Source organism: Paraburkholderia sp. BL21I4N1, from assembly GCF_002973525.1.
Lineage (GTDB): Bacteria > Pseudomonadota > Gammaproteobacteria > Burkholderiales > Burkholderiaceae > Paraburkholderia.
In genome coordinates this window covers 186,017-201,088 of the sequence record NZ_PVEN01000006.1, presented here as the reverse complement: position 1 = coordinate 201,088, position 15,072 = coordinate 186,017, and the positions used below count along the sequence as shown (strand labels likewise).

At 63.5% G+C, this 15,072-nt stretch carries 16 protein-coding genes; 6 read left to right on the top strand and 10 right to left on the bottom strand.

Features of this window, described 5'->3' with window-relative positions; translation table 11 throughout:
- Positions 1-228 precede the first annotated feature (228 nt).
- Complete coding sequence (locus B0G83_RS17745) at positions 229-1,035, top strand: MetQ/NlpA family ABC transporter substrate-binding protein (RefSeq protein ID WP_105508687.1); 807 nt, start codon at positions 229-231, stop codon at positions 1,033-1,035.
- 128 nt (positions 1,036-1,163) lie between these two features.
- Here the strand turns inward: B0G83_RS17745 and B0G83_RS17740 are convergent, their stop codons facing one another.
- From B0G83_RS17740 to B0G83_RS17730, 3 genes are all read right to left on the bottom strand, one after another.
- Positions 1,164-2,279, bottom strand: coding sequence for a succinylglutamate desuccinylase/aspartoacylase family protein (locus B0G83_RS17740; RefSeq protein WP_105508686.1), 1,116 nt, complete (start codon positions 2,277-2,279; stop codon positions 1,164-1,166).
- A gap of 275 nt (positions 2,280-2,554) precedes the next feature.
- Positions 2,555-3,337 (bottom strand): ABC transporter substrate-binding protein, encoded by a 783-nt coding sequence (locus tag B0G83_RS17735; RefSeq protein WP_105508685.1) that lies wholly within the window; start codon positions 3,335-3,337, stop codon positions 2,555-2,557.
- Positions 3,338-3,525: 188 nt separating this feature from the next.
- Positions 3,526-3,783, bottom strand: a complete 258-nt coding sequence (locus B0G83_RS17730) for a hypothetical protein (RefSeq protein WP_105508684.1) — start codon at positions 3,781-3,783, stop codon at positions 3,526-3,528.
- Between the two features lie 502 nt (positions 3,784-4,285).
- Between B0G83_RS17730 and B0G83_RS17725 the strand changes: the two genes are divergently transcribed.
- The 5 genes from B0G83_RS17725 to B0G83_RS17705 all read left to right on the top strand — a co-directional run bounded on the left by B0G83_RS17725 (position 4,286) and on the right by B0G83_RS17705 (position 8,880).
- A complete protein-coding gene (locus B0G83_RS17725; RefSeq protein WP_105508683.1) occupies positions 4,286-5,434 on the top strand; it encodes a PotD/PotF family extracellular solute-binding protein in 1,149 nt (382 codons plus the stop codon).
- Positions 5,434-7,260: a diguanylate cyclase domain-containing protein gene (locus tag B0G83_RS17720; protein WP_105508682.1), complete on the top strand. Its 1,827-nt coding sequence runs from the start codon at positions 5,434-5,436 to the stop codon at positions 7,258-7,260. Before B0G83_RS17725 ends, B0G83_RS17720 begins: the two co-directional genes overlap by 1 nt.
- A gap of 409 nt (positions 7,261-7,669) precedes the next feature.
- The gene (locus B0G83_RS17715) at positions 7,670-7,978 is read left to right on the top strand and encodes a hypothetical protein (RefSeq protein WP_258167959.1); all 309 of its coding nucleotides are present in this window, start codon (positions 7,670-7,672) and stop codon (positions 7,976-7,978) included.
- Positions 7,975-8,334, top strand: a complete 360-nt coding sequence (locus B0G83_RS17710; protein WP_258167932.1) for a hypothetical protein — start codon at positions 7,975-7,977, stop codon at positions 8,332-8,334. Before B0G83_RS17715 ends, B0G83_RS17710 begins: the two co-directional genes overlap by 4 nt.
- A gap of 99 nt (positions 8,335-8,433) precedes the next feature.
- Positions 8,434-8,880, top strand: a complete 447-nt coding sequence (locus B0G83_RS17705; protein ID WP_105508680.1) for a lytic transglycosylase domain-containing protein — start codon at positions 8,434-8,436, stop codon at positions 8,878-8,880.
- A gap of 39 nt (positions 8,881-8,919) precedes the next feature.
- On the opposite strand, the gene B0G83_RS17700 is transcribed toward B0G83_RS17705, so the two are convergent.
- The 7 genes from B0G83_RS17700 to phnG form a co-directional block, all read right to left on the bottom strand.
- Entirely contained in the window at positions 8,920-10,053 is a 1,134-nt protein-coding gene (locus B0G83_RS17700) for an alpha-D-ribose 1-methylphosphonate 5-triphosphate diphosphatase (RefSeq protein WP_105508679.1), read from the bottom strand.
- Positions 10,054-10,150: 97 nt separating this feature from the next.
- Positions 10,151-10,915, bottom strand: a complete 765-nt coding sequence (gene phnL / locus B0G83_RS17695) for a phosphonate C-P lyase system protein PhnL (protein ID WP_105508930.1) — start codon at positions 10,913-10,915, stop codon at positions 10,151-10,153.
- Positions 10,916-10,923: 8 nt separating this feature from the next.
- The gene (gene phnK, locus B0G83_RS17690; protein WP_105508678.1) at positions 10,924-11,694 is read right to left on the bottom strand and encodes a phosphonate C-P lyase system protein PhnK; all 771 of its coding nucleotides are present in this window, start codon (positions 11,692-11,694) and stop codon (positions 10,924-10,926) included.
- Positions 11,691-12,614, bottom strand: a complete 924-nt coding sequence (locus B0G83_RS17685; protein WP_105508677.1) for an alpha-D-ribose 1-methylphosphonate 5-phosphate C-P-lyase PhnJ — start codon at positions 12,612-12,614, stop codon at positions 11,691-11,693. The genes phnK and B0G83_RS17685 overlap by 4 nt, the downstream gene beginning before the upstream one ends.
- On the bottom strand, positions 12,611-13,789 hold the full coding sequence (locus B0G83_RS17680; RefSeq protein ID WP_105508676.1) for a carbon-phosphorus lyase complex subunit PhnI: 1,179 nt from the start codon (positions 13,787-13,789) through the stop codon (positions 12,611-12,613). The genes B0G83_RS17685 and B0G83_RS17680 overlap by 4 nt, the downstream gene beginning before the upstream one ends.
- The gene (gene phnH, locus B0G83_RS17675) at positions 13,789-14,400 is read right to left on the bottom strand and encodes a phosphonate C-P lyase system protein PhnH (protein ID WP_105508675.1); all 612 of its coding nucleotides are present in this window, start codon (positions 14,398-14,400) and stop codon (positions 13,789-13,791) included. Before phnH ends, B0G83_RS17680 begins: the two co-directional genes overlap by 1 nt.
- Positions 14,400-14,897, bottom strand: coding sequence for a phosphonate C-P lyase system protein PhnG (gene phnG / locus B0G83_RS17670; RefSeq protein ID WP_105508674.1), 498 nt, complete (start codon positions 14,895-14,897; stop codon positions 14,400-14,402). The genes phnH and phnG overlap by 1 nt, the downstream gene beginning before the upstream one ends.
- Between the last annotated feature and the right edge of the window lie 175 nt (positions 14,898-15,072).

The following is a 15,072-nucleotide window of genomic DNA, read 5'->3' as shown; positions in this document are numbered from 1 at the left end:
ATTTAAGGGAACGCAGAGTAAGGTATGTGACAGCTTTGCTTATTTTTGAAATCTGTCGCGCCCGCGCGACACTCACATAGCTTTGCCCGGCGAATTCGCGCAAGCCGCGCCGCATATAAGCTTTTTCACTTTTCGCCATCTAAGCGTGTGAAAAACGATTGGTTTTCCCGGCGGTTGGCGCATGCGACGATGCGTCCCTACCAATAACATTGCTTGTGGGGAAAACGTATGCAACGTCGGACAATCATCCAGAATCTGCTGGCAATCGCCGCTATTTCGTTAACCGCAACGTTTGCGCACGCCGCTGACAAGGAACTTAAGATCGGCACGATGAGCGGCCCGGATGCGCAGATCTGGTCGGTCGTAACCAAAGTCGCGGCGCGTGAAGGCCTGAACGTGAAGGTGATCGAGTTCAACGATTACGTGCAGCCGAACGCCGCGCTCGACTCGGGCGATCTCGACGCCAACGGCTTCCAGCATCAACCGTTTCTGGACAGCCAGATCAAGCAGCGCGGCTACAAGATCGTCAACGTCGGTTTGACCTACGTTTCGCCGATGGGCTTCTACTCGAAAAAGCTGAAGTCGCTCAAGGACCTGCCGGAGGGCGCGAAGGTCGGGATCCAGAACGATCCGTCGAACGGCAATCGCGCTTTGTTGCTGTTGCAGAAGTACGGCGTGATCAAGCTGAAGCCGGGCGTCGGTACGAACGGCGTCAACGCGACGCCGCTCGACGTCGCCGAGAATCCGAAGAAGATCAAGCTGGTGGAACTGGATGCCGCGCAATTGCCGCGCGCGCTCGACGACCTCGACGCGGCGTCGATCAACACCGACTACGCGGTCAAGGCCGGCCTGCAGCCGACCAAAGACGCGATCGCGATCGAGGATCTGAAAGGCCCGTATGCGAATCTGATCGCCGTACGCGTGCAGGACCGCAATCAGCCGTGGGTGAAGAAGCTGGTCGCGGCGTATGAATCGGATGAGGTGCGCAAGTACATCGACACGCAGTTCAAAGGCGCGATTATTCCGGCGTTCTGAGCCTGCTGGGCGGTCTCCGCGTCAACGCAAAACGCCCGCTGTTTTCAGCGGGCGTTCTGCTTGAGATGCTCGAAGAAGCCTGACTACTCGGGCCCCAAGGCCGATGGTGCGGCCCGCTTGCCCGATTCTCAATTGCTCAGCAACGAGCCGCTTCTGAACGCCTTCGCGCCGGCAATCCGCGCGAACTCCAGCCCGGCCGTCGCGAAGCGCGTCAGATGCCGCGCATACAGCACGCCGGCCACGCTGCTCTTCAGCGTGACGACGCGATCCGTCAGGGGGTCGACGATATCGGCGATTGCATGGTCGACGTCGACCCAGGTGCCGACTTCGCAGCGGTACACCAGCACGCCGCTAATCGGCGCGACGATCGGCTCGGCGCCGGCCAGCGGCGTGGCGGCGAATTCCAGCGGCGGCAGCGGGGCGGCCGTACCGTCGATCACGCCGCGCGAGGTCAGATACTCAATGATCGCCTGCGCGTCGCGCTCGGCGTACTCGTACGACACCTCGCGCTGGCCGCGCAGTTCGATCGTGACCGAGATCGAGCCGTTCGGAATCGGGAAGCGCTCGCCGAAACGGCCGCGCAGATCCGACCAGCAGAAGCTGTGAATTTCGTCGAACGGGTTGCCCACCGAATTGAGCGCCAGCAGCGAGGCCTTCGCGTCCAGATAGCGCGCGAGCGGCTCGACTTCCGGCCACAGGTCGGGGTTCGTGTAGAGGTGCAGCGCGGCTTCCCAGTCGCAATGCAGATCGAGCACGACGTCGGCGTCGTACGAGAGTTTTTGCAGTGCCAGACGTTGCGACTCGAGTTCGGTGGCCGGCGTTTGCGCGTCGAGTGCCTCGCGCATGGCGGTACGGATGGCGCTGCGGTTAGCGTCGATGTCGTCGGTCAGGCGCGCCTCGATCACCGGTTGCACCAGCGCCGACAGATCGTGGAAATTGCGGTTGAAGTTCTGCGCGGTGTTGGTTTCGAAGCGGCCCGTCAGATGACCGAGAAAGTGCTGATTCAGGCCGATCGGGTTGGCGACCGGCACGATCACGACTTCGCCGCGTACCTTGCCGGCGGCTTCCAGCGCGGCCAGTTTGCGGCGCAGTTCCCACGACACCAGCATGCCGGGCAACTCGTCGGCGTGCAGCGACGACTGGATATAAATCTTCTGCCCGCCGCCGGAACCGTAATGAAAACTCGTCAGGTTACGGGCAGTGCCGAGCGTCGGGGCAATCAGCGGATGGGTTTGGGTTTGCATGGTCTTCGGAGTCGCGGGCAAGCGGGGCGTGCCGCGCTAGGTCGTTGATTTCAGTGGGAAAGCAGGTTGGGCAGCAGGGCCGGGGCGGCGTGCCTCACGCGCCTCGACCGCACGATCTTAGCCGATCTGCCACACGGCGTGCTTCGACCGGCGACGTGGACCGGCACCCGCCGGCACTCGCGGGCACAAGCCGGCACAAACGAAACGGGCCCCGCGTGTGGCGGAGCCCGTTGTCTGCAAGCCGGCACGCGCGCCGTCAGGCGCGCGGGGAGGGCTTAGCTGCCGTACACGTCGAAGTCGAAGTACTTCTTCTCGAGCTTCTTGTACGTACCGTCCTTGATGATGTCGGCGATTGCCTTGTCGACCTTCGCCTTCAGATCGGTGTCTTCCTTGCGCATGCCGATGCCTGCGCCGTTGCCGAGGACCTTCTCGTCGACGATATCCTTGCCTGCGAAATCGTAGCCCGCGCCGCGCGGCGTCTTCAGGAAGCCGATTTCAGCTTCCACGGCGTCTTGCAGCGACGCGTCCAGACGACCCGACAGCAAGTCGGCATAGACCTGATCCTGGTTCTGATACGGAACGACCTTCACGCCCTTCGGCTCCCAGTAGGTCTTCGCGTAGGTTTCCTGGATCGTGCCCTGCTCGACGCCCACCGCCTTGCCCTTCAGCGAGTCAGCCGTCGGCATCACGCCCGAGCCTTTCTTCGACACGAGGCGGGTCGGCGTATTGAACAGTTTCGACGAGAAAGCGATCTGTTCGGCGCGTTGCGGCGTCATGGACATGGACGACAGCACGCCGTCGAACTTCTTCGCCTTCAGGGCCGGGATCATGCCGTCGAAATCGTTTTCGACCCACACGCATTTGGCTTTCAGGCGCGTGCAGATTTCATTGCCGAGGTCGATGTCGAAGCCAACGAGCTTGCCATCCGAGCCTTTGGACTCGAACGGGGGATAGCTGGCGTCAACGCCAAAACGGATAGTCGACCAATCTTTAGCGTGTGCGCCAATCGAGACCGTTGCAAGCAGAGCAACCGTCAAAGCCGCTAGCAGTTTTTTCACTGTTTAACTCCTCGGTGTAGTTCAAATACGCCCGTATGCGGTTTTGCCGCGGCGGGCCGCCCGGCGCGACTCACGACCGGGCTTGGGTGGAAGCCGCCAGCCGGGGCGGCCAGCAGCGCGCGCCAAGCTTATCAGTTCAAAAATATTGGGAAGCTAGTGAAACACCGGATGGCGGGTGAGGATAGCTTTTAACGCGAGAATGTGGTGGGGCTTAAAGTGCCGACCGCGCCGCACCAGAGTTCGCCTTTGCCCATCATTTCCGCTTCGCGTGCGCTCATGCCCGCGCATGCGCCATGCGAATCCTGCAAATCCTGCGGGTTGCTCGAATCGCGCTGAATACGCGCGAGCGTCGCGCGGTTCATTTCGCCTTGCAGCCAGTTGCCAAAACCCATTACCGAGCCGGCCACGACGGCCAGCAACATCCATTCTGTTTTCTTCAAGCGCATTGTGGTGGTCTTGTTCGACGACCCGAAAACCGGTTCGCTTCATGCTCTGCCCGTGGCCATTAGCGGCCTGGGACAAGTTAACGTTATCGGCAGCCGAGCCGTTCTTCTTGAAGTATTGCCCCGACGCCGGCCCGCTTAATACCATAACTCATTGGGCATAGTTATCTCTTCGAATCGCTTTATTAAGCGAAGTTGATTACGACCTATTACCATGCGCGAGCGCTTCAAGCGACAGCCCGCCAAATTAAAGATTCCGCATAAATCGCCGTTAATGCAGATGTGCCCGTTTGACCGGGCACGCCAGCTTGCCCGTTTTTCCCGACACCGTCGTGGCCGAAAACAAAATTGTATTGCTTTAGCGCTATCATCAAAGCTCCTCGCGCTCGCTTCTCGCGGCGCAATGAGCGTATCTGTCTGAAGAAAGTCACCGAACACCATTTGCGCGGAGCCTCTCCGCGTGCTGGCGTTCGTCGGCCGGGCCTTCTGCTAAACGGTGTTGTATATGCACAAGATGTTGATGGCAGATGACATGGGCTGTTGTAAACGATTCTTCCCGCGGAGAATCGCGGGCGCCGCAGCTCGCGCGAATGGTTCGCGCCGTCGGGCGTTATCCGTATTTCTGGCGCTTCTGAGCGGCGCGGTTTTCTGCTGCGGGCTTTTATCCGCCGCGCCGGCCCGAGCCGGCGAGAAAATCCTGCGCGTGCTGGCATGGCCCGGTTACGCCGACGACGACGTGGTCAAGACCTTCGAGTCGCGCTACAAGGTCAAGGTCGAGGTCACGCTGGCCGATTCCGACGAGGCGCTGTGGGCGCTGATGCACAGTAAAGACACGCCGCCGTTCGACGTGCTCGCCGCCAACACCGCCGAAATCCAGCGCTATACGCGCGCTAATTTGCTCGCGCCGCTCGATCTGGCGAGCCTGCCGAACACGAAACTGCAACTGCCGCGATTTCAGGCGCGCACGTCGATCGAAGGCCTGACGTCCGCGGGCAAGGTCTACGCGATTCCGTTCACGTATTCGTCGATGGGTCTGATCTACGATCGCAAGCAGATCGCGGTGCCGCCGCGTTCCATGCGCGAGTTATGGAATCCGAAGTATCGCGGCAAGGTGCTCGACTTCAACAGCGCGCAGCACAACTTCTCGTTCACCGCGCTGGCGCTCGGCTATCCGCATCCGTTTCAGCTCGACGCCACGCAGATTCACACGATCGCGCAGAAACTCGTCGATCTGCGCCGCAATCTGTTGACCTACTACACGCTGCCCGAAGAAGCGACCGCGGTCTTCATGCAGCACAAGGTGGCGCTGATGTTCGGCAATTACGGCACCCAGCAGGTCGAATTGCTGCGTCGCGCAGGCGCGGACGTGGGCTATGTGATTCCGGACGAAGGCGCGCTCGCGTGGCTCGATTGCTGGTCGATGACGCGTTCAGCGCAGGATCCCGCGCTCGCGCTCGCATGGATCAACTACATGCTCGAACCCGGCGTGAGCGGCTTGCTCACGCAACGCCAGGGGCTCGCCAACACGCTCAGCGCGCCGGTCGACAACAGCGACAATGCGCACATCGTGTGGATCGGTACGGTGGAGGATATTCAGCGGCGCGAGGACCTGTGGGCTCGAATCGTGTCCGGCGATCGCTCGGAGCGTTTCTGATGATACGGCCCGGCCTGACCGTCAAATTGTCGGTGCTGCTCGCGTGCATCGGCGTGCTCGCGTCCGGCGCGACCGGCTATTACGCGTATCGCGCCAATCGCACGATGCTGGTGAACGAAGCCGGCCACAGTCTGCTGACGTCCACCGAACTGCTAGGTCAGCGCTTTTCCGCCTCGATCGACGACGTCGGCGCCGACGCCCAGGTGCTCGCGAGCTTGCCGTCCGCGGCGGACGTCGCGCAAACCGACGACGGTCTCGGCAAGAACCCGGCGCGCGAGCAGTTGGCGCAGGTGTATTCGAGCTTCATGATCCATCACCCCGAATATCTTCAGATCCGTTTGATCGCGCGGCAGCACTACGGGCTCGAACTGATCCGCTTCGACCGCGACGGCGACGGCCTCGTGCGCGTGCAGGGCAACAGCCTGCAGGAAAAAGGCCAGTTCGCGTATGTGTTCGAGACGCTGGCGTTTTCGCCGGGCCGCATCTACACGTCGCCGATCTCGGTCAATCACGAATACGGCGCGCATGGCGCCGAGGGCAAACCGACCTTGCGGCTCGGCACGCCGGTGGCGAACGCGAACGGCGAGGTGGTGGGCGTGGTGGTGATCGACGTCGATCTCGCCGGATTGCTCAAGCGTTTGCAAAGCGATTTGCCGAGCGACTACCAGGTGTATCTCACCAACGAGTGGGGCGATTTCCTGGTCCATCCCGATCCGTCGAAAACCTTCGGCTTCGACCGCGGCCGGCGTGTGTTGATCCAGGATAGTTTCTCCGTCACCAAACCGCTTTTCGAGCAGTCGCAAAGCGAAATTCTCGTCAACGGCCTCGTGAAGCCGAGGCAGGCAGCCGGTCAGGTACTCGCCTTCGTGCGCCGGCCGTTCGGCGACTCCGCGGGCAACCGTTTTATCGTGCTCGGCCTCGCCAAGCCGCTCGAGGACGTGTTGTCCGGCGCGAATCTGCTTGGAGATCGTATCGTGCGCATGGTGCTGGTGTTTAGTGCACTGGCGCTGGGCCTTGCCGTGCTGTTCGCGCGCGCGCTGACCAAACCGCTGCATCTGCTCGCGCACGCCGCCACCCATCTGTTCGCCGAACATGCCATGGAGACGCTGCCGCTCAAGCGCACCGACGAGATCGGCGTGCTGGCGCGTTGCTTCGATCGTCTGCGCCGCGAAATCAAATCGCAGATGGACGTGCTGCACGCCAAGCAACGCGAGCTCGTGCATCTGGCAACGCACGACGGGCTCACCGGCTTGCCGAACCGCATGCTGTTCATGCAGAAGCTCGAAAGCGCGATCGACGAAGCCACGCGGCGCCAGGAAGGCCTGGCGGTGCTGTTCGTCGACCTCGACCGCTTCAAGCAGATCAACGACCAGTTCGGCCACTCGATCGGCGACAAGGTGCTGGTCGCGGTGGCGCGCCGGCTGAAGCAGGTGCTGTGTTCCGCCGACGTGGTGGCGCGACTCGGCGGCGACGAGTTCATCGTGCTGATCGAGGGGCCGCGTTCCGCGGAGGCGGCTCCTGCAATCGCGTCGCGCATCATGGGCACGCTGAACGAAACCCTCCTGATGGACGGCCAAAGCATGAACGTGGGCGCGAGCATCGGCATCAGCCAGTTCCCGGACGACAGCGGCACGGCCGAAGAACTGCTGCTGAATGCCGACGCGGCCATGTACGCAGCCAAATCCGGCGGACGGTGCGCGTATTTGCGCTATCACGATCTGCTTGAAATGCGTCGGCGCGAACAGCGCGCCCAGCAGGAAGAGGCGCAGGCGAGGGCCGGTAAAGACGCGACGACGGCCGGCCGCGAGGCCGAGCCGATGGCCTGAGCGGGCGGGCCGTGGCGGCGTCGCGGTCTGGCGTGCGCGTCGCGCTGCGTTTTCGTCACGGTCTCCCTTGCGCGTCACTAACGAACTCCTTGCGCGCGGCTTTACGCTGACCGCTTCACCTGATTTTCCCCTCCTCGACCCGCGCCGAGCGGCGTTTTAATCAGACAAATACGCGCTAAAAACGCGAGGCAAGTTTGCCTCGATCGTCGATTCGGCGAGCGCGCTGGCAATCGTTTGCGCCGATCTTGAGGCAAGTATTTTTCATTTCACTGGAAGCGTTTTCGTTGTCTCAACTTCGTCGCGGGCTTGCCGACAACGTCGTTATGGCAACAGGACTGACTGGAGATTTTCCGTGAAGCGACAGGTTTGTTTCTTGGTGGCGGCACTGGCGCTCGCCGGTTGCGCGCAGATGCCGCCGTCGACAGCGGCGCATGCGGACAAAGCGCCGAACGAAGTGATCAGCTTCGACATTCCGCCGGACGCGCTCGGCGCACGCGATCCGCAACTCACCGCCGTGTTGGCCAAAGCCGGCGCGCTGGCCGCCGCGCAGCCGCAACCGACAGTCGTGCTCGTCACCGCGCTGGGCCAGGACTTCGGCTATCTGAATCAGGCGGTCTGGAAAGGCGTGCCCGCACAACGCACGGCGCGGGTGAACTTCGAGAACCGGACTGCCGGCTTGGGACAGCCGTATAGCGTGTCGATCAGGACGGTTCAATGAAGGCGCACCTGATGATCGCGCGCGGCGCCTTCCTCACCCTGACCGCGTTGCTGGCCGGATCGGCGTGCGCGGGTCAGCCCGGCGCGGATTTGCAGTCCGCCGCCGCTTTTCCGCCCGCAGCCGACAAGGTCTATCCGCCGTTGCCGTCGCTTGCCATGCTGCCGCCACCGAGCGTCACCGATGACGACGCCGCGCCGCTCAAACCGACGCCGCATCGCAAGAAATCACGCGCATCGGTTCAGATGCCGGAGCGCCGCATGCCGCCGGCTCCGGTGGTGCGGCTGATCGTGTCGGACGCGTCGCACGCGTATCTCGACAACGTACAGCGCCAGATCGATCTGGCCATGAACCGGTAACGCGGCCACCGCAACGACACGGCACGTCGGCCAGATGGGCTGGCGTGGTGTTGTCTCCCGCTTTCACCTCTTTATCGCTATCGAGCGGAAGGATGAAGCATGTCCCTGAAAATCTTCGTCGCTGCATTCGCCTGCTGGATGGCGTGCGGGACAGCGCAAGCGGCCGACGACTGCTTCAACGAAGCCGCGGCCTATCAAGGGGTCAACCCGTGGGTGCTGCGCGCGCTCGCGTGGTACGAATCGAAGGGTGACCCGAGCGCGATCCGGCGCAACGCCAATGGTTCGATCGACGTCGGCCAGTTGCAGATCAATTCGATCCATTTCGGCGATCTCGCACGCGAAGGGGTGCCGCATCGCGCGCTGATCGATCCGTGCGTGAACGTGTACGTCGCGGCCTGGCTGCTGAAACAGAAGATGGTCAAGCACGGCAACACGTGGCGCGCGATAGGCGCCTACCACTCGGAAACGCCGCGAGAGCGGGACGCCTACGCGCGCGGTATCCAGAAGGTGCTGGTGGCGTGGGGGCAACTGCAGTCGGATCGCTAGGCAGTTTTCCCACGCTCAGGCTCACACTTCAACGCACGGTTAGACGATCCGTGCGCCGCCGCGATACGTGGCGCGCGGCACCGGCAGCGTGTCGAGCATCGTCACGCGGACGAAGTCGGCGCGCAGGCCTGCTTCGATCGCGCCGCGATCATGCAAGCCGGCCGTGCGTGCCGGTTCGGCGGAGACCGTCGCCATGGCGCGCGGCAGCGTCCAGCCCGCTTTCGCGACCAGTTCGAACACGGCGGTCAGCAAACTCGACGGCACATAATCCGACGACAGGATATCGAGCAGATTCGCCTCGGCCAGTTCGAGCGCCGACACGTTGCCCGAATGCGAGCCGCCGCGCACGATATTCGGCGCACCCATGATGGTCGAAATACCGTGCTCGCGCGCCGCCTCGGCGGCCACGCGCGTGGTCGGGAATTCGGCCAGCACGATGCCTTCGGCGCGTGCCTGTTCGACGTGTTCGACCAGCGTGTCGTCGTGGCTCGCCACCGGAATGCCGAGCCGGTTGCAACGTTCGACGATCTCGCGGCGGTGCGTGTCGGCGTAACGGGCCTGTTCGATCGACAACTCGGTCAGCGCGGTTGCGACATGTTCGTCGCTCAGCTTGCCGTTGCGCTCCTGGAAGCGGCGCCATTGCTCGCGATCGTGCCACTGGCGCTGACCGGGCGTATGGTCCATCACCGAGGCGAGCCGCAGCAACGGATGCGCGCACAACGAATCGAACAGTTCCACCACGTCGGCGGTGGCGATTTCGCAGCGCAGGTGCAGGAAGTGTTCGGCGCGCAGCAGGTTGCGTTCGGACAGACGCGAGAGCGATTCGGCGCATTGCGTCTGCACGTCGCGGCCGCGCAGCCCGACGTTCGAACGCGAACCGATGGCGAGCGCATCGAATACGGTGGTGATGCCGGCAGCGGCCACCTGCGCGTCGTGAATCACGAACGCGGCGTCGGTATTCCATTGCACGCCGGGGCGCGGCGCGAGATGTTTCTCGAGATTGTCCGTGTGCAATTCGATCAGGCCAGGCAACAGATAGTCGCCGTCCCAATCTTCCGCTTCGCGCGCCGCGGTCGTGCCGCGCTCGACGTCGCGAATCACGCCGTCTTCGACGTGTACCACGCCGGTGAATACTTCATCTCGCGTCACGATGCGAGCGTTTCTGATCAACATCGACTTGCTCCGTAGTCAGTCAGACTGGTGTGATGCGACTGGATGGGGGGTTCAGTGTAATGCGGTTTTTGATGCGGTCCGGCGCCGACCGGTTCGCTCAATGACGCAGCGGCGGCCGCAATTCGAGGCGGCGGGTCGCCACCTTGTTGCGCGTGTCTTCGTCGTGAAAAATGCCGACGATCGCCGCGCCGCGCTCGCGTGCTTCGACGATCAGATCGGCGACCACGTCGCGGTTTTCCGCATCGAGCGACGCGGTCGGCTCGTCGAGCAGCAGCAGCGGGTGGCCAGCGATCAAGCCGCGTGCAATGTTCACGCGTTGTTGCTCGCCGCCCGAGAAGGTGGCGGGCGCCAGCGTCCACAGCCGCTCCGGCACGTTCAGCCGAGCCAGTAGCGCGACGGCCCGCGTGCGAGCTTCGTCTTCGGCGACACCACGCGACAGCAGCGGTTCGGCGACCAGAGTGAGCGTCGGCACGCGCGGAATCACGCGCAGAAACTGACTGACGTAGCCGACCACGCCGCGCCGCAGGCGCAGCACGTCGTGCGGCTCGGCGCCGGTGATCGACACGGCGCGGCCGTCGTTCGCGGCGTCGCGAATCGCGATCGAACCGGTGCTGGCGAGATAGTTGCCGTACAGGCAGCGCAACAGCGTGCTTTTGCCCGCGCCCGATGGACCGACCAGCACCACGCACTCACCACGCTCCACGTCGAGCGACACGCCCGCGAGCGCTTCGATCTGCACGCCGCCCTGGCCGTGCAACGTAAAGGTCTTGCCGATGCCGACCGCGCGCAGCATCAGCGCGGCGTTGTCGGCGAATGCGAGCCCGGCGGCTTGGGGCGGGTTGGCGGTATCAATGGATTGCATCATGAGCCTCAAACCGGCAGAACCGAGGAAACCAGCGTTTGCGTGTACGGGTGTTGCGGATCATCGAGCACCTGATCGGTCAGACCCGCTTCGACCACTTCGCCGCCTTGCATCACCATCAGCCGATGCGCGAGCAAACGCGCCACGCCGATATCGTGCGTGACGATCAGCACCGACAGATGCAGCGTGGAGGTCAGCGTACGCAGCAGATCGAGCAGGCGTGCCTGCACGGAAACGTCGAGACCGGCGGTGGGTTCGTCCATGAACACGAGCCGTGGACAGGTCACGAGATTGCGCGCGATCTGCAAACGTTGCTGCATGCCGCCGGAAAACGCACCCGGAAATTCGTCGATCCGCGACGAATCGAGTTCGACGCGTTCCATCCACTGTGTGGCCGCGTAGCGGATATCGCCGTAGTGGCGCGCGCCGATAGCCATCAGCGGCTCGCCGATATTCGCGCCGGCCGAGACGCCGCTGCGCAGTCCGTCGCGCGGATTCTGCTGCACGAAGCCCCACTCGGTGCGCATCAGCATCCGTCGGCGCGGTTCGGACAGCGCCAGCAAATCGAGTTTTTCCCCGTGCGACGCGGTGTAGTGCAGCGCGCCGCTGTCGGCTTCGGTTTTCAACGCGAGCGCATTCAGCAGCGTGGTTTTGCCCGAGCCCGATTCGCCGACGATGCACAACACCTCGCCCGGATACAGATCGAAGCTGACGTTGCGGCAGCCGTTGCGGCCGCCGTATTGTTTGGTGAGCGCGCGGGCGCTCAGCAGCGGCGTCATGCGGCTTCTCCTTGGGCGGTGGGGCGCGACGACGGATCGACTTCGGCGTCGCCGCGACGTTCGTGGCAGTAGTCGCTATCGGAGCAGACGAACATCCGTTTGCCCGCGTCGTCGACGATCATTTCGTCGAGGAAGCTTTCCGTCGACCCGCACAGCGCGCAGGCGTGTTGCCACTTCTGTACCTCGAACGGGTGATCGTCGAAGTCGAGGCTGCGCACCGGCGTATAAGGCGGGATCGCATGAATGCGCCGTTCGCGGCCGGCGCCGAACAATTGCAGCGCGGGGTTCATATGCATCTTTGGATTGTCGAACTTCGGAATCGGCGATGGCGACGCCAGATAGCGATGATTGACGATCACCGGATAGTCGTAAGTCGTGGCGATATTGCCGTGATGCACGATGTCCTCGTACAGCTTCACGCTCATCAGACCGTAGTCCGCGAGCGCATGCAGCTTCCTGCTTTCGGCCACACGCGGTTCGAGCCGGAATAGCGGCTCGGGCATCGGCACCTGGTAGACCAGAATCTGCCTGTCGGTGAGCGGTGCTTCCGGAATGCGGTGGCGCGTCTGGATAATCGTTGCTTCGACGGTGCGGCGCGTGGTCGCCACGCCGGTGGTGCGCGCGAAAAAGCGGCGAATGTTGACCGCGTTGGTGGTTTCGTCGGAACCCTGATCGATCACCTTCAGCGTGTCGTGGCGGCCGATAATCGCCGCGGTGACCTGGATGCCGCCCGTGCCCCAGCCGAACGGCAGCGGCATTTCGCGCGAGGCGAACGGCACCTGATAGCCCGGCACGGCAACCGCTTTGAGCAACGCGCGGCGCAGCATGCGCTTGGTCTGTTCATCGAGGTAAGCGAAGTTGTAGCCGTCCGCGGCGGCGTCGTACGACGGCGTGGCGAGCGGTGTGGCGGCTGCGTTCATGCTGCCTGCTCCTGCTGATCGTGATCCGTTTGCTGGGGCGTGGTTTCGCTTGCGCTTGTGTCGGGCGTTTGCACGGCGTTCTGCGCGACGTGCTGTGCGCGCAAGCGCCGCACGAGTTCCAGCTCCGATTGAAAGTCGACGTAGTGCGGCAGCTTCAGATGCTGAACGAAACCGGACGCCTCGACGCTATCGCTATGCGACAGCATGAATTCGATATCTTGCGTCGGCGAGGCCAGCGTCTCGCCGAGTTCCTCGGCGCGCAGCGCGCGATCCACCAGTGCCATGGCCATCGCCTTGCGCTCCGAGTGGCCGAACGCGAGACCGTAGCCTTGCGTGAAGGTGGGCGGCACCGCGCCGCTGCCGGCGAACTGATTCACCATCTGGCATTCGGTCATGTCGATTTCACCGATGTCGACGGCTTCGCCCAACTCGTCGAGATCCATTTCCACCGAGATCGTGCCGAAGCGGATCTCGCCGGCAAACGGATGCGAGTTCGCGTAGCCGCGTTGCGTGGCATAACCCATGGCGAGCAGAAAACCTTCGTCGCCGCGCGCGAGATTCTGCAGACGCGTGGCGCGGCTCGCCGGAAAGGCGAGCGGTTCGCGCGACAGATCGCCGGGCTCCGGCGCATTCGGCGTGGGACGTTCCTGTTCGATCAGCCCTTCCTTGTCGAGCAGCGTGACGACGCGCGGCATGGCTTCGGCGACGACCGGCGCGGCAGGTTTTGGCGACGAGGTTGTCGGCGTGACGCTTGTCTCTGCATCGCCTTCGGCGAGCAACGCGAAATCCAGCAGACGCTGCGTGTAATCGTAAGTCGCGCCGAGCAACTGACCGCCGGGAACATCCTTGAAGGTCGCCGAAATACGCCGCTCCACGCGCATCGCTTCGGTGTCGATCGGCTGCGTATAGCCGAAACGCGGCAACGTGGTGCGATAGGCGCGCAGCAGGAAGATCGCCTCGACCAGATCGCCGGCCGCCTGCTTGATCGCGAGCGCGGCGAGTTCTTCGTCGTACACCGAGCCTTCGGTCATGACGCGCGCGACCGCCAGCCGCAACTGTTCGCGAATCTGCGCGACGCTGAGTTCGGCCAGTTGCGTGTCGCCGCGACGCTCCTTGTCGAGCAGGCGCCACGACGCCTCGATCGCGCGTTCTCCACCTTTGACGGCAACGTACATCAGTTCACCTTCGCTTGAGTTGTGCGGGGCAGGCCGATCAGCGTGTCGCCGCAGACGAAATAACAGTCGACGCCGCACGGAAACAACGGCGCGAGCGCGGCGCGTTCGCGCCAGAAATGTTCGGGCAGGCCGACCGGTGCGATCGTCCCGGTGTGTTGAATGCCGGGACCGCTCAGCAGGATCGGCGCGCCACCGGTCAGCGCGTCGACACGGATCAGCAGCGTGACGGCCTGCTCGGGTGACTCGGCGGCACCGAGCGCGAAGGTCTCGAGCGGCGGCAAGGTGGCGGCGTCGTGGATATAGGCGAACGCGGCTTCGGCGGGATCGTTCACCAATGGCGCGCCGGTATGAAAGCGCAGCGCCGAGCCGAGCGCGGTGTCGGTTTGCGCAAGCCACACCGGCGTGGCGTAGTCGCACAACGCAAGCAGGGCGGCAAATGCCGCGAGGTCGGCGCGCGTGGCGCGTACGGCCGGCAGCACGTTCTCGACCACGCCGACCGTGCCCGGCCGCGACAACGCGTCGAGCAAGGTGCGGAACACCGCCTGGGTGTCATGCACCGGATCGGCGAAACCCGGCGTGAGCGTGGACAATGCAATTTGTGAGTTTTCCATCAGTCGCCCCGGACCATCGTGAAGAATTCGACGCGCGTGGCCGCGACGTCCTCGCGCCGCGCGTCGCGTTGCGCGGCTTGTTGCGCGGCGAACGGCCCGATCAGTTGCTCATGCAACGCCGCGTGATGTTCGGGCATTTGCAGCAAGGCGTCCGCCAGCGCGGCGAGTTCGGCGCGGCGGCGGTCGCGGCCCAGATGACAGGCCACGCCGACCGCGGCAACCGCACCTTCGGCCACCCGCAAACGCAACGTGGCGCGCGTGACCGTGGCTTCGCCGAGATTGAACGGATCGCCGCTGCCGCCCACGCGCCCACGCACCATGGCGAGGCCGATTTCAGGTGGCCGCAGCCAGTCGTAAGCGGGAGGGGGGAGGTCGTGCAGCGCATGCTGCAGCGCGGCTTCGAGATCGGCGCGCGGCGTGCGGGCGAGAACGGCCATCCAGGCGCGCCGGACCGACGAAGGCGCAGCGGAAGAGGGCGAGGCGGAAGGGGCACTCATCGAAGTTCCTGGTGATCCAGCGAGTCAACATTTGACCATCTATTCGTCTAAACGTCTAGACGTTTAAAGGTATGCTTGTCGAGCCGTATAGAGCTTTGCCGACGTTTCACATTTCCATCACGGCTTGCACACTACAATGCACGTCATAGCGATAATTTGAACTCAAGGGAATGAC